The sequence below is a fragment of the Lactobacillus kefiranofaciens genome, assembly GCF_014656585.1.
GTDB classification, from domain to species: Bacteria; Bacillota; Bacilli; order Lactobacillales; family Lactobacillaceae; genus Lactobacillus; species Lactobacillus kefiranofaciens.
Genome location: NZ_CP061341.1, coordinates 474,827 through 491,551 on the forward strand (window position 1 = coordinate 474,827; position 16,725 = coordinate 491,551).

General features: G+C 42.6%; 9 protein-coding genes, 29 tRNA genes and 3 rRNA genes. 38 read left to right on the forward strand and 3 right to left on the reverse strand.

The window, feature by feature from the left end; translation table 11 throughout:
• Positions 1–14: 14 nt before the first annotated feature.
• Positions 15–1,385, reverse strand: a complete 1,371-nt coding sequence (locus ICI50_RS02420; RefSeq protein ID WP_188891877.1) for a glycerophosphodiester phosphodiesterase — start codon at positions 1,383–1,385, stop codon at positions 15–17.
• Positions 1,386–1,477: 92 nt separating this feature from the next.
• Between ICI50_RS02420 and ICI50_RS02425 the strand changes: the two genes are divergently transcribed.
• The 5 genes from ICI50_RS02425 to ICI50_RS02445 are packed head-to-tail and all read left to right on the forward strand — an operon-like array spanning position 1,478 to position 5,181.
• Positions 1,478–1,798, forward strand: a complete 321-nt coding sequence (locus ICI50_RS02425; RefSeq protein WP_013853633.1) for a hypothetical protein — start codon at positions 1,478–1,480, stop codon at positions 1,796–1,798.
• 15 nt (positions 1,799–1,813) lie between these two features.
• Entirely contained in the window at positions 1,814–3,199 is a 1,386-nt protein-coding gene (locus ICI50_RS02430; protein ID WP_188891879.1) for a bifunctional metallophosphatase/5'-nucleotidase, read from the forward strand.
• Entirely contained in the window at positions 3,192–3,806 is a 615-nt protein-coding gene (locus tag ICI50_RS02435; RefSeq protein WP_188891880.1) for a YutD family protein, read from the forward strand. The genes ICI50_RS02430 and ICI50_RS02435 overlap by 8 nt, the downstream gene beginning before the upstream one ends.
• On the forward strand, positions 3,806–4,576 hold the full coding sequence (locus ICI50_RS02440; protein ID WP_013853636.1) for a TIGR01457 family HAD-type hydrolase: 771 nt from the start codon (positions 3,806–3,808) through the stop codon (positions 4,574–4,576). The genes ICI50_RS02435 and ICI50_RS02440 overlap by 1 nt, the downstream gene beginning before the upstream one ends.
• Entirely contained in the window at positions 4,573–5,181 is a 609-nt protein-coding gene (locus ICI50_RS02445; RefSeq protein ID WP_013853637.1) for a TIGR01906 family membrane protein, read from the forward strand. Before ICI50_RS02440 ends, ICI50_RS02445 begins: the two co-directional genes overlap by 4 nt.
• 14 nt (positions 5,182–5,195) lie before the next feature.
• Here ICI50_RS02445 and ICI50_RS02450 read toward each other — a convergent pair whose 3' ends face one another.
• Together ICI50_RS02450 and ICI50_RS02455 are read right to left on the reverse strand one after the other, a co-directional pair.
• Positions 5,196–5,846: a VTT domain-containing protein gene (locus ICI50_RS02450; RefSeq protein WP_013853638.1), complete on the reverse strand. Its 651-nt coding sequence runs from the start codon at positions 5,844–5,846 to the stop codon at positions 5,196–5,198.
• A gap of 9 nt (positions 5,847–5,855) precedes the next feature.
• Positions 5,856–6,740, reverse strand: coding sequence for an NAD(P)/FAD-dependent oxidoreductase (locus ICI50_RS02455; protein WP_013853639.1), 885 nt, complete (start codon positions 6,738–6,740; stop codon positions 5,856–5,858).
• Positions 6,741–7,371: 631 nt separating this feature from the next.
• Here ICI50_RS02455 and ICI50_RS02460 point away from each other — a divergent pair.
• The 33 genes from ICI50_RS02460 (at position 7,372) to ICI50_RS02620 (ending at position 16,712) form a co-directional block, all read left to right on the forward strand.
• Positions 7,372–8,935, forward strand: a 16S ribosomal RNA gene (locus tag ICI50_RS02460).
• A 135-nt stretch (positions 8,936–9,070) separates the two neighbouring features.
• Positions 9,071–9,145, forward strand: a tRNA-Ile gene (locus tag ICI50_RS02465).
• Positions 9,146–9,198: 53 nt separating this feature from the next.
• A tRNA-Ala gene (locus ICI50_RS02470) sits at positions 9,199–9,271 on the forward strand.
• A 122-nt stretch (positions 9,272–9,393) separates the two neighbouring features.
• Positions 9,394–12,296, forward strand: a 23S ribosomal RNA gene (locus tag ICI50_RS02475).
• 72 nt (positions 12,297–12,368) lie between these two features.
• Positions 12,369–12,485, forward strand: a 5S ribosomal RNA gene (rrf, locus tag ICI50_RS02480).
• Together the 16S, 23S and 5S rRNA genes with 18 tRNA genes alongside form the textbook arrangement of a ribosomal RNA operon.
• Positions 12,486–12,491: 6 nt before the next feature.
• Positions 12,492–12,564: transfer RNA gene (locus tag ICI50_RS02485), tRNA-Val, on the forward strand.
• A 4-nt stretch (positions 12,565–12,568) separates the two neighbouring features.
• Positions 12,569–12,641: transfer RNA gene (locus ICI50_RS02490), tRNA-Lys, on the forward strand.
• 12 nt (positions 12,642–12,653) lie between these two features.
• A tRNA-Leu gene (locus ICI50_RS02495) sits at positions 12,654–12,735 on the forward strand.
• A gap of 24 nt (positions 12,736–12,759) precedes the next feature.
• Positions 12,760–12,832 (forward strand) — tRNA-Thr (locus ICI50_RS02500).
• A 10-nt stretch (positions 12,833–12,842) separates the two neighbouring features.
• Positions 12,843–12,914: transfer RNA gene (locus ICI50_RS02505), tRNA-Gly, on the forward strand.
• An 11-nt stretch (positions 12,915–12,925) separates the two neighbouring features.
• Positions 12,926–13,011, forward strand: a tRNA-Leu gene (locus ICI50_RS02510).
• Positions 13,012–13,019: 8 nt separating this feature from the next.
• Positions 13,020–13,093 (forward strand) — tRNA-Arg (locus tag ICI50_RS02515).
• A gap of 5 nt (positions 13,094–13,098) precedes the next feature.
• Positions 13,099–13,172 (forward strand) — tRNA-Pro (locus ICI50_RS02520).
• 30 nt (positions 13,173–13,202) lie between these two features.
• Positions 13,203–13,276 (forward strand) — tRNA-Met (locus tag ICI50_RS02525).
• A 12-nt stretch (positions 13,277–13,288) separates the two neighbouring features.
• A tRNA-Ile gene (locus ICI50_RS02530) sits at positions 13,289–13,362 on the forward strand.
• A gap of 24 nt (positions 13,363–13,386) precedes the next feature.
• Positions 13,387–13,460, forward strand: a tRNA-Met gene (locus ICI50_RS02535).
• A 3-nt stretch (positions 13,461–13,463) separates the two neighbouring features.
• A tRNA-Asp gene (locus ICI50_RS02540) sits at positions 13,464–13,537 on the forward strand.
• Between the two features lie 6 nt (positions 13,538–13,543).
• Positions 13,544–13,616: transfer RNA gene (locus ICI50_RS02545), tRNA-Phe, on the forward strand.
• Positions 13,617–13,635: 19 nt separating this feature from the next.
• Positions 13,636–13,706 (forward strand) — tRNA-Gly (locus ICI50_RS02550).
• Positions 13,707–13,711: 5 nt separating this feature from the next.
• Positions 13,712–13,786, forward strand: a tRNA-Ile gene (locus tag ICI50_RS02555).
• A 2-nt stretch (positions 13,787–13,788) separates the two neighbouring features.
• Positions 13,789–13,878, forward strand: a tRNA-Ser gene (locus tag ICI50_RS02560).
• 576 nt (positions 13,879–14,454) lie between these two features.
• Positions 14,455–14,526 (forward strand) — tRNA-Glu (locus ICI50_RS02565).
• A 40-nt stretch (positions 14,527–14,566) separates the two neighbouring features.
• Positions 14,567–14,653: transfer RNA gene (locus ICI50_RS02570), tRNA-Ser, on the forward strand.
• A gap of 9 nt (positions 14,654–14,662) precedes the next feature.
• Positions 14,663–14,736, forward strand: a tRNA-Met gene (locus tag ICI50_RS02575).
• 3 nt (positions 14,737–14,739) lie between these two features.
• Positions 14,740–14,813: transfer RNA gene (locus tag ICI50_RS02580), tRNA-Asp, on the forward strand.
• A gap of 6 nt (positions 14,814–14,819) precedes the next feature.
• Positions 14,820–14,892, forward strand: a tRNA-Phe gene (locus ICI50_RS02585).
• A gap of 7 nt (positions 14,893–14,899) precedes the next feature.
• A tRNA-Tyr gene (locus ICI50_RS02590) sits at positions 14,900–14,981 on the forward strand.
• A gap of 4 nt (positions 14,982–14,985) precedes the next feature.
• A tRNA-Trp gene (locus ICI50_RS02595) sits at positions 14,986–15,056 on the forward strand.
• 13 nt (positions 15,057–15,069) lie between these two features.
• Positions 15,070–15,142, forward strand: a tRNA-His gene (locus ICI50_RS02600).
• Positions 15,143–15,149: 7 nt separating this feature from the next.
• Positions 15,150–15,221 (forward strand) — tRNA-Gln (locus ICI50_RS02605).
• 21 nt (positions 15,222–15,242) lie between these two features.
• A tRNA-Cys gene (locus tag ICI50_RS02610) sits at positions 15,243–15,313 on the forward strand.
• A 38-nt stretch (positions 15,314–15,351) separates the two neighbouring features.
• A tRNA-Leu gene (locus tag ICI50_RS02615) sits at positions 15,352–15,436 on the forward strand.
• A gap of 118 nt (positions 15,437–15,554) precedes the next feature.
• Positions 15,555–16,712 (forward strand): glycosyltransferase family 4 protein, encoded by a 1,158-nt coding sequence (locus ICI50_RS02620; RefSeq protein ID WP_013853640.1) that lies wholly within the window; start codon positions 15,555–15,557, stop codon positions 16,710–16,712.
• The last annotated feature ends 13 nt before the right edge of the window (positions 16,713–16,725 follow it).

Genomic DNA, 16,725 nt, shown 5'->3' on the forward strand with positions numbered 1-16,725 from the left:
AGGCTGATCTTTTTTCATCGAATAATTTGGAGAATTTGTCTTTGTGCTTCCGCAAAAGTAGGATTGTAAACTAATTGGTTAGGATTGTATGCTAGTAAGACTAAGTTGGAATACTGACTGACTCTAGGCAAAAGATAGTATTGTTTAAACTCCGATTGATTAAAAAAGCCATAGAACAAAATATCTTTGGCTTTAATCCAACCTAATTTGGTATAAAGCCACATATTTTTAGGAGTACCGTTAAAATTGCGGATTTTAAATAGTTGATTAGCAGGTAAAATTTTGCTTGTTTTAGCCTGATTGTCTGGATAGCTGTAGATGGCAACTTTTTGCTTAGGCTGGGCGATAATTTTTTTATTTTGATAAGGGGCAATGTCTTTTCGTCGTAAATCTAGATTAACAAATTCTGCTGAAATAAAAGTTTTTTCTGCAATTTGGTAATAAAGCTTATCGTCAACTCGGACACCATACATAACATCTACTCGCTGATTGGGGTAGATGTATTTTTTCTCTTTAATTCGGATATAGGGATTCATCATCGTGGCGGTTTTAGTCTTGCCAAAGTAAATACCGGTGCGATCAATAGCATATTTCTTGGTTCCGCTTTTAGCTAACTTATATTTAAATCCGGTTGCTGGATAATTAGTCACTACACCATCAACATTACGGTTGATTAGCCAGTGCCAGAGAGCAGGAGATTCATCCATTTCAGCCCAGACATACAGTTGTTTGTGCAATTTATGCAGCCAATGAATCAGGAAGGGATGTTCCTGGACGATATCGGAAGATGCGTTAATTGCATTTACTTGGGGTAAAATACTGAAGTTGATTCTCTTTAAGCTGCCGACGATTAAAATTAAATAAGCATCAGGCATTATTTCTCTGAAATGAAATAGACTGGCCGCAGAAAAAGAATGAATCATAATTCGTTTTTGCATATGATATTTTTTAACTATCTGGGCAATTTTATCTTCTAGTTCATAAGATGGGTTTAGGCCATGATCAATTTTAGTTTCCAAAACAAATTTAGCATTAGGCTTGTTTTTGTAGTGTTCAAATAATTCGTTTAATGACATAACATGCTCACCATTGTCATACCTTAGCTGTTTCAGCGTCTCAAAGTTATTTTGTGATACAATTGCATGTGTATGAGTAACTCGATAAAGATCGTCATCATGAGAGATGACCAGAACCCCATCTTTAGAAAGCTGGAGATCGAGTTCTACGTAATCGGCACCAGAGTTGAAAGCAGAATTGTCTGCTTGAATCGTTTCCTCAGGATACTTGATTGGGTCACCGCGGTGTCCGACTACGGTAAAACCACTAGTTATTACAAAGACTAAGCTAAAAAAAAGAGCCCATAAGAGCTGGCTTTTACGTTTCATGTGTGTACACCTCTATCGCATATTACAATAGCATGGTTACACATTTTTTTCTATTTATAGTATTATTCTTTTAATCCGTAAAGGTGAATTTAATGGAACAATTGGATTTAATCGAAGAAATTACCAGAAATGATGGCAGTCAATATTATGAAATTTCCAATATCGATCAGAACGGGATTGCTGAATTAGCGGCAGACCATGGCAAAATTAAAAAAGTCAGAATATTGCAGCTGAATATTCCCCGTACTAAGGCCTTAATTGAATATGAAAAGTATATCAATGACACTTATGATCTTCAGACTTTGACTAATGAAGATGACTGGAAAAATCCTAAGTGGGTTGAATGGGCTAAACCCAAGGGAAAAATATTGGATGCATATCACATGATTTTGAAAGCCAATCGAATTGGATAGAAAGCGGTATGAGAAATGGAAACATGGCGAATTTTACATACAAATGATCTACATTCACATTTTGAACATTTTCCTAAAATTGGACGCTATTTAAAAAAGGCACAAGCAGATGATTCTGTTGATGAGATTTATACTTTTGATGCGGGAGATTTTATGGATCGCTCTCATCCATTGACTGATGCTACAGAAGGGCAAGCCAATATTCAATTGATGAACGGTTTTCATTATGATGCAATTACGATTGGCAATAACGAAGGGATCTCTAATCCGCATTGGGTGCTTGAGCATTTATTTGATCACGCGAATTTCCCAGTAGTTTTGGCGAATTTACGTGAAGAGGATGAATCTTTGCCTAAGTGGGCAGTTACGCATAAGATTTTAGTTACCAAGAAAAAGACTCGCATTGCCTTAATTGGGTTAACTGCAGCTTATCCTATGACATATGGACCTAATCACTGGCACGTGAAGATGCTAGGAAATACCATGGATAAAGAATTAGATCGACTTAAGGGACAATATGATGTTTTAATTTTGATTACTCATGTAGGACTAAAGATGGATCGCTGGCTGGCTAAGAATTATCCAGAAATTGATCTAATAGTTGGTGGTCATAGTCATGATCTGCTCGAACATGGCGAAAAAGTAAACGGTACTTGGATTACTCAAACAGGTAAATGGGGTAATTATGTGGGCGATATCCATGTTGAACTTAATGATGATCATCAGGTGACCAAGATTGTTCCCGATACCATACCTACAGTTTCAATGAAGACAGAACCGCAAGATGAGGCGATTATTCAAGGCTATTATGATAAAGGAAAAAGATTGCTTTCAGAACATCATGTAGCTGAATTGCCAGAAAAATTTGCTGATGATAAGGTGGCAGCGGTACAGGTTTCACTTGATGCAATTGCTGATTTTGCTAAGACTGATCTGGCAATTTTAAGTTCAGGCTTATTTTTGACACCATTTAAGAGCGGAATTCTGACGCAATATGATTTGCAAAATGCTTTGCCTCATCCGATGCATATCGTTCGTTCAACTTTGAAAGGCAGCGATTTATGGCGGCTAGTGATGGAAATTGAAAAGAACCGTCATTATTTGGATCATTTCCATCTGCAAGGAATGAGTTTTCGCGGTAAAATTTTTGGGCAAATGTATTATAAAGGCATTCAAGTTGATATGCGCAAGCGAATTGTCTATGTTAAGGGACGTGAAATTGAGCCTGAAAAAGAATATCAAATTGCCTGTTTGGATCATTATGTCTTAGTGCCATTTTTTCCAACTTTAGCTATTGTCGGTGAAAATGAATTTTTGTTCCCACAATTTTTGCGTGAAGTTGTCGGCAATTATTTAGCTAAAAAATATCCATTACCAACAAGAAGTGAAGTAAATGACTAAAAAAAACGAGACTAATTCCAAGAATCAATCATCAGAAAATAGATTTGAAAAAGAGCAGCCTTTACGTCATCCACTTGCTGATGTAGCCCAAGATGGTAAAAGCATCAAGATTGATCATCAGCTATATACGATTGTGGTGAATGAACGGGATGCGCTGGATTTAAAAATGCTCCGCAAAAAATATGATCCTTATCTTGATCAATATGATTATTTGGTAGGGGATGTTTCTAGCGACCACTTGCGGTTAAAAGGTTTTTATAAAGATGTGGTGCGTACTTCAATTGATAAAAAAGAATTGGCGATCGTCGATTATCTAACAGAATACTGTAATCCTGGTGGACCTTATTTTATTTTGGAATTGACAGATCCAGTGCAGCATTATCAGCATCAAATGCCTAAACGCAAGCGTGAATATTCAAGAGAACATAATAGAAATGAGCGCTTTCACCAACGTCGTCGTTATAATAAACGGCATAAAAATGACAACAATCCATTTAAAAAACGCCGAGTTCATCAGACCAAATTTAAGAAAAAGCAATCAGTCGCGGTTAAGAAAAAATTGGGCCGGCATCATTCTTTTGTAATTAAAAAGAGAAAGGGAAAATAGTGAAAGATTACCGGATATTTTTAATTGATTTAGATGGAACAGTCTATCGCGGTGATGATACCGTGGAATCTGGAGTAAGATTTGTTCATCGCTTGGTTGAGCAGAAAAAAGACTATTTATTTTTAACCAATAATACAACCAGGACGCCGCAAATGGTTGTGGATAAATTAAAAGGACACGGCGTACAGACAGATGTAACGCATGTTTATACGCCAAGTATGGCAACAGCAAGCTATATTCTAAAGCAGGATCACCGTAAGAAAGTTGGCTTATATATCATTGGTGAAATTGGCTTGTGGAAGGAATTATTGCAGCATCCTGAGTTTGAAATTAGTGAGCAGCATCCAGATTATGTCATTGTAGGGATGGATAAGGATCTAACTTATCACAAGGTTCGGGTAGCTTCCCGAGCTATTCGCAATGGTGCGACTTTTATTGGAACTAATGCTGACATGAATCTGCCACTAGGGGATGAACTGATTCCAGGTAACGGCTCGCAGTGTGTGTTTGTTGCGGCAGCAAGTGGCGTCGAGCCTTTGTATATTGGTAAACCGGAGTCGATTATTGTAAATATGGCCTTGCAAAAGACTGGCTATGCTAAAGAAGATGCCCTCTTAGTTGGCGATAACTATGATACGGACATCAAGGCTGGATTTAATAGTAATGTTGATCAGTTATTGACACTGACCGGGGTTACGCAAAGAGAAGATATTGCAGAAAAACGGCAGCCAACTTATTTGGTTAATAACCTGGATGAATTTGAGTTATGATTACTAAAAATAATATTTTTGCACTTATTTATCACTTTTTATTTGCTGTTTCTAGCAGCGTGGTGGGGGCAATTGTGGCAAGCTGGCCGTTGCTCTTTATTTTTATGCTCGTGCAGAAGACGTATGAGACCGTTCACATGTCTTTGTTTAAAGTTATGCATAACTATAACCAGTTGCTTTTTTATCTTGTCTGGCCCTTTAAAAAACGCCTGAGAATGGATAATTTTCCTACATCACCAGATGCAGCGGAACATTTTGCCGAGTGTAAGCATTTATTTGTTTTCACTGTAATAGTTTTCATTGTTTGTTTGGCAATGTATTTTATTTTTAAAAAACAAAGAAAAAAAGCACTGCTTAATTTGGACAAATCAGTAGCATTAATTTTCTTATTGTTGCCAATCGTGATCTTTCCATTTGCAGTGACTAATTTTGATAGTTTCTTTGTAGTTTTCCATCATATTCTGTTCAACAATAGCAATTGGTTGTTTAATCCTAGTACTGATCCTATTATCAACGTTTTGACTGAAGGATTTTTTGCTTCTTGTTTTGCAGTAGCTGGGATTATCTATGAATTGTATTTTGCAGAAAAATTATTACGTAAATAAAAAGGAGTTTCCGTTTAGTGGAACTCCTTTTTGAGTGACATTTTTTTCTTTAAGGCGACGATAGCAATTGGCACGACTGAAACTAAAATAATGGCAATCACGATCATTGAAAAATGATCTTTAACAAATGGAATATTGCCGAAGAAGAAGCCAATTACGGTGAACAAACCGGTCCAAAGCAGGCCACCTAAGATATTATAGGTAATGAATTTACCGTAATGCATTTTGCTTCCGCCAGAAATGAATGGCACAAAAGTACGAATGAATGGAATAAATCTCCCTATAACAATCGTGATTGGACCATGGCGCTCAAAGAATTTTTCAGCAGCTAGCCGATTATTTTCATTAATTAACTTATTGAACCAGCTGTGTTTTTCTCCCGCCCTAGTTGACCAAGCGCCAATTTTGTAATTAGCTGTATCACCGATTATGGCTGCAAAAGCAACAACTGCGTAGATAAGCCAAATATTTAAACCATATTTTGGATTGGCAGCCATTGCACTCGCAGCAAAGATAAGCGAATCACCTGGCAAAAATGGAAAAACTACTAAGCCAGTTTCGATAAAAATAATTGCAAACAAAATAAGATATGACCAGCCGCCAAATTGATTAACGATGGTGACTAAATGGTCGTCGATATGAAGTATAAAATCGATTAAAGTCATGTAAAACCCCTATATACTAGTTGAATGAATTGTTAAAGTTTTCTCAGGAAAAAGCCGCCGCATAATGGTTGTAATGGCAATTTGGGCTTCGCCAAAGCCAAGTGCGATTAGAGGAACGCGTCCAGGATAAGTTGCAACATCACCTACGGCATAAATTCCTGCAACATTAGTCTCCATTGTTGAATTAACCGCAACATTTGTCCCTTTAAGATTGATACCCCATTTTTTAACAAAGCGGTTGTTAGCCCTGAAGCCGTAGGCAACAATGATTTGATCAAAGTGCTCAGTTCTCATTTGAGTAGTTCCCATTTGCTTAAGGCCGATCTGTAATTGATTATCGCTTAATTCAATGGTTTTAGGAAGATATGGGGTCAAAAGTTCAACGTTTTTTAATGATTTTAATTGATTAACGCTTGATTCTAAGCCGCGAAATTGATCACGTCTGTGGATCACTTTTATGTTAGCGACCTTGGCTAGCTCTAAAGCTAGGTCTAGTGCCGAGTCACCTCCGCCAAAAATGCCAACGGTTTGGTTTGCAAAATCCTGTGGATTTTTGATGAAGTAATGAACTTTTTTGGAAATATTTTGATCCATCTTTAACGGTAATTCCTTGGGTTTGAAAGCTCCGGCCCCAGTAGCAATAATGATACTTCGAGTGAAGAAGTCATTATCAATAATAAATCCATCTGACTTTTTTTCTACTTGTTCAACTTTATGGTTAGTAATGATTTTAGTTTCATTAGTTAAATTATGTTTTAACTTGTTAATTAATTCAGATGCCTTGATTGAGTCATAGGTAGGGATGTCAGTGATTTGTTTAAATGGATAAAGTAGTTGTGGTTGCCCTCCAACTTCGGATAAGGAATCAAAAAGTATTGTTTTTAAACCATGCAAATGTGCAAAATGGGTTGTAAATAACCCTACTGGACCTGCACCAATAATTGCTAAATCGAATTTTTTAATTTTAAAAACTCCTTTCTAAGTGTTGATGTAACAACTTTAACATGATTTAGGAAGATAATCATTTAAAATTTAGTCTTGTGTAAATTTAGAAAGTAAGGTATATTATTGAAGTCGCGTTTTTGCGAAATGACTTTTGTTAATAAAAAAAGTACTTGCAATTGAGTTTCAAGTATTATATATTAATAAAATCGCTTCGAGAGAGGCGGCTGAGCTTCAATAAAAGAGCTTGAGCAAGGAAAAAACAAGAAAATGAAAAAAGTACTTGCAAAAGCATTGAGAAGCTGGTAACATATTTAAATGTCGTCAGGCGAGAGCAGAAAAGCTCAAGCAGGTCGACGAAAACAAATTCAAGAAAGTTCTTGACAGAGCTTTGAGAGTTTGGTAAAATTAAAGAACTGTCCGGTCTAGCCGGACAGAGGTAGTACTTTGAAAACTGAACAAAGTTTCGCTAAAAGTGTGCGGGTGTAAGAACCCAAACAAAAAGCGAAGTCAATTTCGCAAGCAATAAATTTGAGACAAAGATCTTAAATAATCGAATGAGCAATCATTCAAACTTAATTTTCAAAATGAGAGTTTGATCCTGGCTCAGGACGAACGCTGGCGGCGTGCCTAATACATGCAAGTCGAGCGAGCGGAACCAGCAGAATCACTTCGGTGAGGACGCTGGGAAAGCGAGCGGCGGATGGGTGAGTAACACGTGGGGAACCTGCCCTTAAGTCTGGGATACCACTTGGAAACAGGTGCTAATACCGGATAAGAAAGCAGTTCGCATGAACAGCTTTTAAAAGGCGGCGCAAGCTGTCGCTAAAGGATGGACCCGCGGTGCATTAGCTAGTTGGTAAGGTAACGGCCTACCAAGGCAGTGATGCATAGCCGAGTTGAGAGACTGATCGGCCACATTGGGACTGAGACACGGCCCAAACTCCTACGGGAGGCAGCAGTAGGGAATCTTCCACAATGGACGCAAGTCTGATGGAGCAACGCCGCGTGAGTGAAGAAGGTTTTCGGACCGTAAAGCTCTGTTGTTGGTGAAGAAGGATAGAGGTAGTAACTGGCCTTTATTTGACGGTAATCAACCAGAAAGTCACGGCTAACTACGTGCCAGCAGCCGCGGTAATACGTAGGTGGCAAGCGTTGTCCGGATTTATTGGGCGTAAAGCGAGCGCAGGCGGAAGAATAAGTCTGATGTGAAAGCCCTCGGCTTAACCGAGGAATTGCATCGGAAACTGTTTTTCTTGAGTGCAGAAGAGGAGAGTAGAACTCCATGTGTAGCGGTGGAATGCGTAGATATATGGAAGAATACCAGTGGCGAAGGCGGCTCTCTGGTCTGCAACTGACGCTGAGGCTCGAAAGCATGGGTAGCGAACAGGATTAGATACCCTGGTAGTCCATGCCGTAAACGATGAGTGCTAAGTGTTGGGAGGCTTCCGCCTCTCAGTGCTGCAGCTAACGCATTAAGCACTCCGCCTGGGGAGTACGACCGCAAGGTTGAAACTCAAAGGAATTGACGGGGGCCCGCACAAGCGGTGGAGCATGTGGTTTAATTCGAAGCAACGCGAAGAACCTTACCAGGTCTTGACATCTAGTGCCATTTGTAGAGATACAAAGTTCCCTTCGGGGACGCTAAGACAGGTGGTGCATGGCTGTCGTCAGCTCGTGTCGTGAGATGTTGGGTTAAGTCCCGCAACGAGCGCAACCCTTGTTATTAGTTGCCAGCATTAAGTTGGGCACTCTAATGAGACTGCCGGTGACAAACCGGAGGAAGGTGGGGATGACGTCAAGTCATCATGCCCCTTATGACCTGGGCTACACACGTGCTACAATGGGCAGCACAACGAGCAGCGAGCCTGCGAAGGCAAGCAAATCTCTGAAAGCTGTTCTCAGTTCGGACTGCAGTCTGCAACTCGACTGCACGAAGCTGGAATCGCTAGTAATCGCGGATCAGCACGCCGCGGTGAATACGTTCCCGGGCCTTGTACACACCGCCCGTCACACCATGGGAGTCTGCAATGCCCAAAGCCGGTGGCCTAACCGCAAGGAAGGAGCCGTCTAAGGCAGGGCAGATGACTGGGGTGAAGTCGTAACAAGGTAGCCGTAGGAGAACCTGCGGCTGGATCACCTCCTTTCTAAGGAAGCAGAGGTGGCGGAGAGTAGGGAAGACTACTAAAGGAAGCCACTAAAGCAAACGGAAGCACACTGAGAAACTTTGTTTAGTTTTGAGGGTAGTACCTCAATAAAGAAACGCCAAGCGTAAAAAAGTCGGGCCTATAGCTCAGCTGGTTTAGAGCGCACGCCTGATAAGCGTGAGGTCGATGGTTCAAGTCCATTTAGGCCCATTGACATAACGCGCCAAAAGAGTTAGAGTTATGTCTGGCTGAAAAAATGTTTGGGGGGCTTAGCTCAGATGGGAGAGCACCTGCTTTGCACGCAGGAGGTCATCGGTTCGAACCCGTTAGCCTCCATTGATTCCTAAAGGGGAATCAAAGAGCTAGTACATTGAAAACTGAATATAATCCAAGCAAAAAACCGAGAAAATCAAAGAGAACAGATTGCAAGAGCGACCGAGAAGAGAATTCTTGAGTAAGGTCAAGTAGAAAAGGGCGCACGGTGAATGCCTAGGCACTAGTAGCCGAAGAAGGACGTGACTAACTACGAAAAGCTTCGGGGAGCGGTAAGTACGCAATGATCCGGAGATATCCGAATGGGGGAACCCGGTGCAGGAATGCATCATTTAATGCTGTTAAGGCATTAAAAGGAAGACGCAGTGAACTGAAACATCTAAGTAGCTGCAGGAAGAGAAAGAAAGATCGATTTCCTTAGTAGCGGCGAGCGAAGAGGAAAGAGCCCAAACCAGTTGATTTATCAATTGGGGTTGTAGGACTGCAATAAGGCAGCGCAAGAGATAGTCGAATTATCTGGGAAGGTAAGCCAGAGAGGGTGAGAGCCCCGTAAGCGAAATCTCAAGCGCGCCGAGCAGAATCCTGAGTAGGCCGGGACACGAGAAATCCCGGTTGAAGCCGCGAGGACCATCTCGCAAGGCTAAATACTAGCTAGTGACCGATAGTGAACCAGTACCGTGAGGGAAAGGTGAAAAGAACCCCGGAAGGGGAGTGAAAGAGAACCTGAAACCGTGTGTCTACAAGTAGTCAAAGCACATTAAGGTGCAATGGCGTGCCTTTTGTAGAATGAACCGGCGAGTTACGTTAAGCAGCAAGGTTAAGTCAGAAAAGACGGAGCCGAAGCGAAAGCGAGTCTGAAGAGGGCGAGAAGTTGATTGACGTAGACCCGAAACCAAGTGACCTACCCATGGCCAGGCTGAAGGTGCGGTAAAACGCACTGGAGGGCCGAACCCACGTAAGTTAAAAATTGCGGGGATGAGCTGTGGGTAGCGGTGAAATTCCAAACGAACTTGGAGATAGCTGGTTCTCTCCGAAATAGCTTTAGGGCTAGCCTCGTGGAGAGGATAATGGAGGTAGAGCTCTGTTTGGACAAGGGGCCCGTCAGGGGTTACTAAATCCAGATAAACTGCGAATTCCAGATATCCATGCACGGGAGTCAGACTGCGAGTGATAAGATCCGTAGTCGAAAGGGAAACAGCCCAGATCACCAGTTAAGGTCCCAAAATTTATGCTAAGTGGAAAAGGATGTGGAGTTGCGTAGACAACTAGGACGTTGGCTCAGAAGCAGCCATCATTCAAAGAGTGCGTAATAGCTCACTAGTCGAGTGGCGCTGCGCCGAAAATTTACCGGGGCTAAGCATAATACCGAAACTGTGGATGTGTTTTAAAGAGCACGTGGTAGGAGAGCGTTCTAAGTGCGGCGAAGGTGAATCGAGAGGATCATTGGAGCGCTTAGAAGTGAGAATGCCGGTATGAGTAACGAAAGACAGGTGAGAATCCTGTCCGCCGAAAGACTAAGGTTTCCTGGGGCAGGCTCGTCCGCCCAGGGTAAGTCGGGACCTAAGGCAAGGCCGAGAGGCGTAGTCGATGGACAACAGGTAGAGATTCCTGTACTGTGTACAATCGTTAAGAGCGATGGAGGGACGCAGGAGGCAAAGCACGCATCGAGCTGGATCGATGTTCAAGCGACAAGCGTGGCTAAGAGTAAAATGCTTCTAGCCAAAAAGCGCGAGTCGTGATGAGGAGCGAAGTTAAAGTAGCGAAGGTGCAGCAGTCACACTGCCGAGAAAAGCTTCTAGCCAGAAAGTACATACCCGTACCGCAAACCGACACAGGTAGTCGAGTGGAGAACACTAAGGTGAGCGAGAGAACTCTCGTTAAGGAACTCGGCAAAAAGACCCCGTAACTTCGGAAGAAGGGGTGCTGGCCCGGAAGGGCTAGCCGCAGTGAATAGGCCCAAACAACTGTTTATCAAAAACACAGGTCTCTGCAAAATCGTAAGATGACGTATAGAGGCTGACACCTGCCCGGTGCTGGAAGGTTAAGAGGAGAGCTTAGCGCAAGCGAAGGTTTGAATTGAAGCCCCAGTAAACGGCGGCCGTAACTATAACGGTCCTAAGGTAGCGAAATTCCTTGTCGGGTAAGTTCCGACCTGCACGAAAGGTGTAATGATTTGGGCACTGTCTCAACGAGAGACTCGGTGAAATTATAATACCCGTGAAGATGCGGGTTACCCACGACAGGACGGAAAGACCCCATGGAGCTTCACTGTAGCTTGATATTGAGTATCTTTTAAACATGTACAGGATAGGTAGGAGCCAAGGAAAGCAGGACGCTAGTCTTGCTGGAGGCAATGTTGGGATACTACCCTTGTTTGAAGGATGCTCTAACCTCGACCTGTAAGCCAGGTCAGGGACAGTGTCAGGTAGGCAGTTTGACTGGGGCGGTCGCCTCCTAAAGCGTAACGGAGGCGCTCAAAGGTTCCCTCAGAATGGTTGGAAATCATTCACAGAGTGTAAAGGTATAAGGGAGCTTGACTGCGAGAGAGACAACTCGAGCAGGTAGGAAACTAGGACTTAGTGATCTGGTGGTACCGGATGGAAGGGCCATCACTCAACGGATAAAAGCTACCCTGGGGATAACAGGCTTATCTCCCCCAAGAGTTCACATCGACGGGGAGGTTTGGCACCTCGATGTCGGCTCGTCGCATCCTGGGGCTGAAGTTGGTCCCAAGGGTTGGGCTGTTCGCCCATTAAAGCGGCACGCGAGCTGGGTTCAGAACGTCGTGAGACAGTTCGGTCCCTATCCGTCGTGGGCGTAGGAAATTTGAGAGGAGCTGTCCTTAGTACGAGAGGACCGGGATGGACGCACCGCTGGTGTACCAGTTGTCTTGCCAAAGGCATCGCTGGGTAGCTATGTGCGGAAGGGATAAGCGCTGAAAGCATCTAAGTGCGAAGCCCCCCTCAAGATGAGATTTCCGATGCGCAAGCAATAAGACACCTCAGAGACGATGAGGTAGATAGGCTGGGAGTGGAAGTCCTGTGAAGGATGGAGCGGACCAGTACTAATCAGTCGAAGACTTGACCAAAGCAAAGGCAAGCTGTGAAGGTTTTTTGCGAGAAGGATTATGTTTAGTTTTGAGCGTAGTAGCTCAAAAGAGTACGGTGGCGAAAGCAAGAAGGATACACCTGTTCCCATGCCGAACACAGAAGTTAAGCTTCTTAACGCCGAAAGTAGTTGGTGGGCAACTGCCTGCGAGGAAAGGAAGCTGCCGTGCTCATATGGAGGATTAGCTCAGCTGGGAGAGCATCTGCCTTACAAGCAGGAGGTCACAGGTTCGAGCCCTGTATCCTCCATATCGAGTCGTTAGCTCAGTTGGTAGAGCAACGGACTTTTAATCCGTGGGTCGAGGGTTCAAGTCCCTCACGGCTCATGACCCTAATTTGCGGGTGTGGCGGAATTGGTAGACGCGCTAGATTTAGGTTCTAGTGTTTTCGGACGTGTGGGTTCAAGTCCCACCACCCGTATTTGCCAGTCATATTGACAAATTTGCCGATTTAGCTCAGTTGGTAGAGCATCTGTCTTGTAAACAGGGGGTCGTACGTTCAAGTCGTATAATCGGCATTTATAATTTGCGGAAGTAGTTCAGTGGTAGAACATCACCTTGCCATGGTGGGGGTCGCGGGTTCGAATCCCGTCTTCCGCTTTCATCAACACGCCGGAGTGGCGGAATTGGTAGACGCACGGGACTTAAAATCCCGCGGTTGGTTTCAACCGTATCGGTTCGACTCCGATCCCCGGCATTGATGATGCGCCCTTAGCGCAACTGGATAGAGTGTCTGACTACGAATCAGAAGGTTGAAGGTTCAAATCCTTCAGGGCGCATAGAACGGGAAATGGCTCAGTTTGGTAGAGCACCTGGTTTGGGACCAGGGGGTCGCAGGTTCGAATCCTGTTTTCCCGATTGTAATCTAATGGTATTAGTTACATTTTTGGCGGTGTAGCTCAGCTGGCTAGAGCGTCCGGTTCATACCCGGGAGGTCGAGGGTTCGATCCCCCCCGCCGCTATATTGTAAACTTGGACCTTTAGCTCAGTTGGTTAGAGCAGACGGCTCATAACCGTCCTGTCGTAGGTTCGAGTCCTACAAGGTCCATTTATGATTACTATAATTAATTATCGCGGGATGGAGCAGTCTGGTAGCTCGTCGGGCTCATAACCCGAAGGTCGTTGGTTCAAATCCAGCTCCCGCAATTTGGTCCATTGGAGCAGTGGTTTATCTCGTCTCCCTGTCACGGAGAAGATCGTCAGTTCAAATCTGACATGGACCGTAAGATGGCTCGGTAGCTCAGTTGGTAGAGCAAAGGATTGAAGCTCCTTGTGTCGGCGGTTCGATTCCGTCCCGCGCCATTCATTTTTTATATTAGGTGCGGGTATAGTTTAGTGGTAAAACGAAAGCCTTCCAAGCTTTAGTCGCGAGTCCGATTCTCGTTACCCGCTTTCATGGGCCTATAGCTCAGCTGGTTTAGAGCGCACGCCTGATAAGCGTGAGGTCGATGGTTCAAGTCCATTTAGGCCCATTGGAGACATACTCAAGTGGCTGAAGAGGCGCCCCTGCTAAGGGTGTAGATCGGGTTATTCCGGTGCGAGGGTTCGAATCTCTCTGTCTCCGTAGATATTATTTTTTATTATGAAAGAATCGTATGGCTGTGCGGTTCTTTTTGTTTTACTCTGCTTTTTTGATCGAAATTTGATAAAAAACAAGAAGATTTCAGTGATAATAAGATGATAATATTGGCTTATTAGATTTTTAATTGATTGATAGAATATTTATATTTTCTAAGAGTATTTAGAGGCTTTTTGATAGAGTTAAAGAGGTTCTGGTAGCAGAGGACATAAATAACTTGCAAAACTGCTTTAAGGCAAAATTACGATGAGTATTGGATTTTATTCAGAGTATTAATTAAGGTTAGCAGAATATTTAGCACAAAAGTAAATAAAATATTAGACTAATTTGAAGGGGTACTCCAGAATAGTGTAAGCTTAGAATCCATATTTTACGGCATAAACTAAATAATTAACAAAAAATGTAAAAAGTTCTTGCATTTTAATTAGATATCTAGTACTATTAAATACGTTGTGATTGAGAGCTAACTAATCAGCTTTTGAATTAAAGAAGTTGAAAAAAGTTCTTGACTTTTGAGAGATGATTAGTTATTATAATTAAGTGCTCTTGATTAAGAGATATGACCCGTTGGTCAAGTGGTTAAGACACGGCCCTTTCACGGCCGTAACATGGGTTCAAATCCCGTACGGGTCATTTACCATTAATTAAATATTTTTTGGCACTTACAGCTAATGGAGGATTACCCAAGTGGCTTAAGGGGACGGTTTTGAAAACCGTTAGGCGGTTCTGCCGCGCGTGGGTTCAAATCCCACATCCTCCTTAATATTATCGCGGGATGGAGCAGTCTGGTAGCTCGTCGGGCCCATAATCCGAAGGTCGTTGGTTCAAATCCAGCTCCCGCAATTTGGTCCATTGGAGCAGTGGTTTATCTCGTCTCCCTGTCACGGAGAAGATCGTCAGTTCAAATCTGACATGGACCGTAAGATGGCTCGGTAGCTCAGTTGGTAGAGCAAAGGATTGAAGCTCCTTGTGTCGGCGGTTCGATTCCGTCCCGCGCCATCAAGCTGGAGGAGTAGCGAAGTGGCTAAACGCGGCGGTCTGTAAAACCGCTCTCTCTGAGTTCGGCGGTTCGAATCCACCCTCCTCCATAATAGGGATATCGTATAATGGTAGTACATCGGTCTCCAAAACCGCTGATGTGGGTTCAATTCCTACTATCCCTGTTTAACCTTCATGGCGGAATTGGTGAAGGGGTTAACACACCGGTTTGTGGATCCGGCATGCGTGGGTTCGAATCCCACATTCCGCCCTAGTATTGGGATATAGCCAAGTGGTAAGGCATTAGACTTTGACTCTAACATGCGCTGGTTCGAATCCAGCTATCCCAATCTAAATAATTTTATACTTATGGCGGTGTAGCCAAGTGGTAAGGCAGAGGTCTGCAAAACCTTAATCGTCGGTCCGAATCCGACCTCCGCCTTATCAACTGAGTAAGTTGATTATTTAGTTTAATATTTTGGCGGTGTGGCGGAATTGGCAGACGCGTCAGACTCAAAATCTGGTGTCCATTACGGACGTATCGGTTCGACCCCGATCACCGCTATTGTTTATAAAGCGATTCATTAATTTGAATCGCTTTTTTGTTTTCTAGCTTTGATTTTCCATTATAAATTGCACATATCTTGACTAATCTTTATAATGCTATATATGGAGGTATTTAAATGAATATTGGTCTTTATACCGATACATATTTTCCCCAGATAAGTGGAGTAGCTACTTCAATTAAAACGCTAAAAGATGCGTTGGAACGACAGGGGCATAATGTATTTATTTTTACAACTACAGATCCTAATGTAAAAAAGGGAACGGTGGAGCCGAATGTATTTCGTTTCAGTAGTATACCATTCATTTCATTTACAGATCGTAGAATTGCCTTTAGAGGTTTGTTTGAAGCTACTAAAGTTGCTAAAGAAGTAAATTTGGATGTTGTACATACACAAACAGAATTTGCGTTAGGTACAATTGGCAAGTACGTTGCTCATCAGCTAGATATTCCTGCTATTCATACTTATCATACGATGTACGAAGATTACTTGCATTACATTTTGAACGGGCACTTGCTTCGCCCATATCATGTTAAGCAATTTGTTAAAAGCTATTTAAAAAATATGGATGGCTGTATTGCTCCAAGTGGCCGAGTTGAAGAATTATTGCGTCGTTATGGCGTGCAAATTCCGATTAGGGTAATTCCTACTGGAGTAGATTTGCAGGGCATGAATGGCGATGCTAAGCGTGATGTCCGTCAAGAGTTAGGGATTGCTGAAAATGCACCAGTAATTTTGACTCTAAGTCGAATTGCCGCAGAAAAGAAAATTAATCATATCTTGAATGTAATGCCGGCAATTGTCGATGTTTTTCCTAATATAAAATTTGTAATTGCTGGTGATGGACCTGATGTTAAGGTACTAAAAGATCAAGTTGAACGCTTGACTTTAGAAAATTATGTCATTTTTGCTGGTAATGTTGATCATGGCGATGTAGGGAACTATTATCGCATGGCCGATTTATTTGTTTCAGCTAGTGATACAGAAACCCAAGGTTTGACTTATATTGAAGCGCTGGCTGCTGGTACGCCTTGTGTAGTTTATGATACTGACTATACTGAAAATATTTTTGATCAAGGCATTTTTGGTCGCACCTTTACTACTCAAAGTGAGATGCAGGATGAAATTATTGCTTTGCTTAAACAGGGACGTAAAAGAATACCGCAAGAGATTTTACAAAACAAATTGCAAAAAATTTCCGCAGATCAATTTGCAACTAATGTTTGCGATTTTTATCAATATGCAATTGAACATTACCAGCCTAAACATGAATAAGAATAAAAAGAGG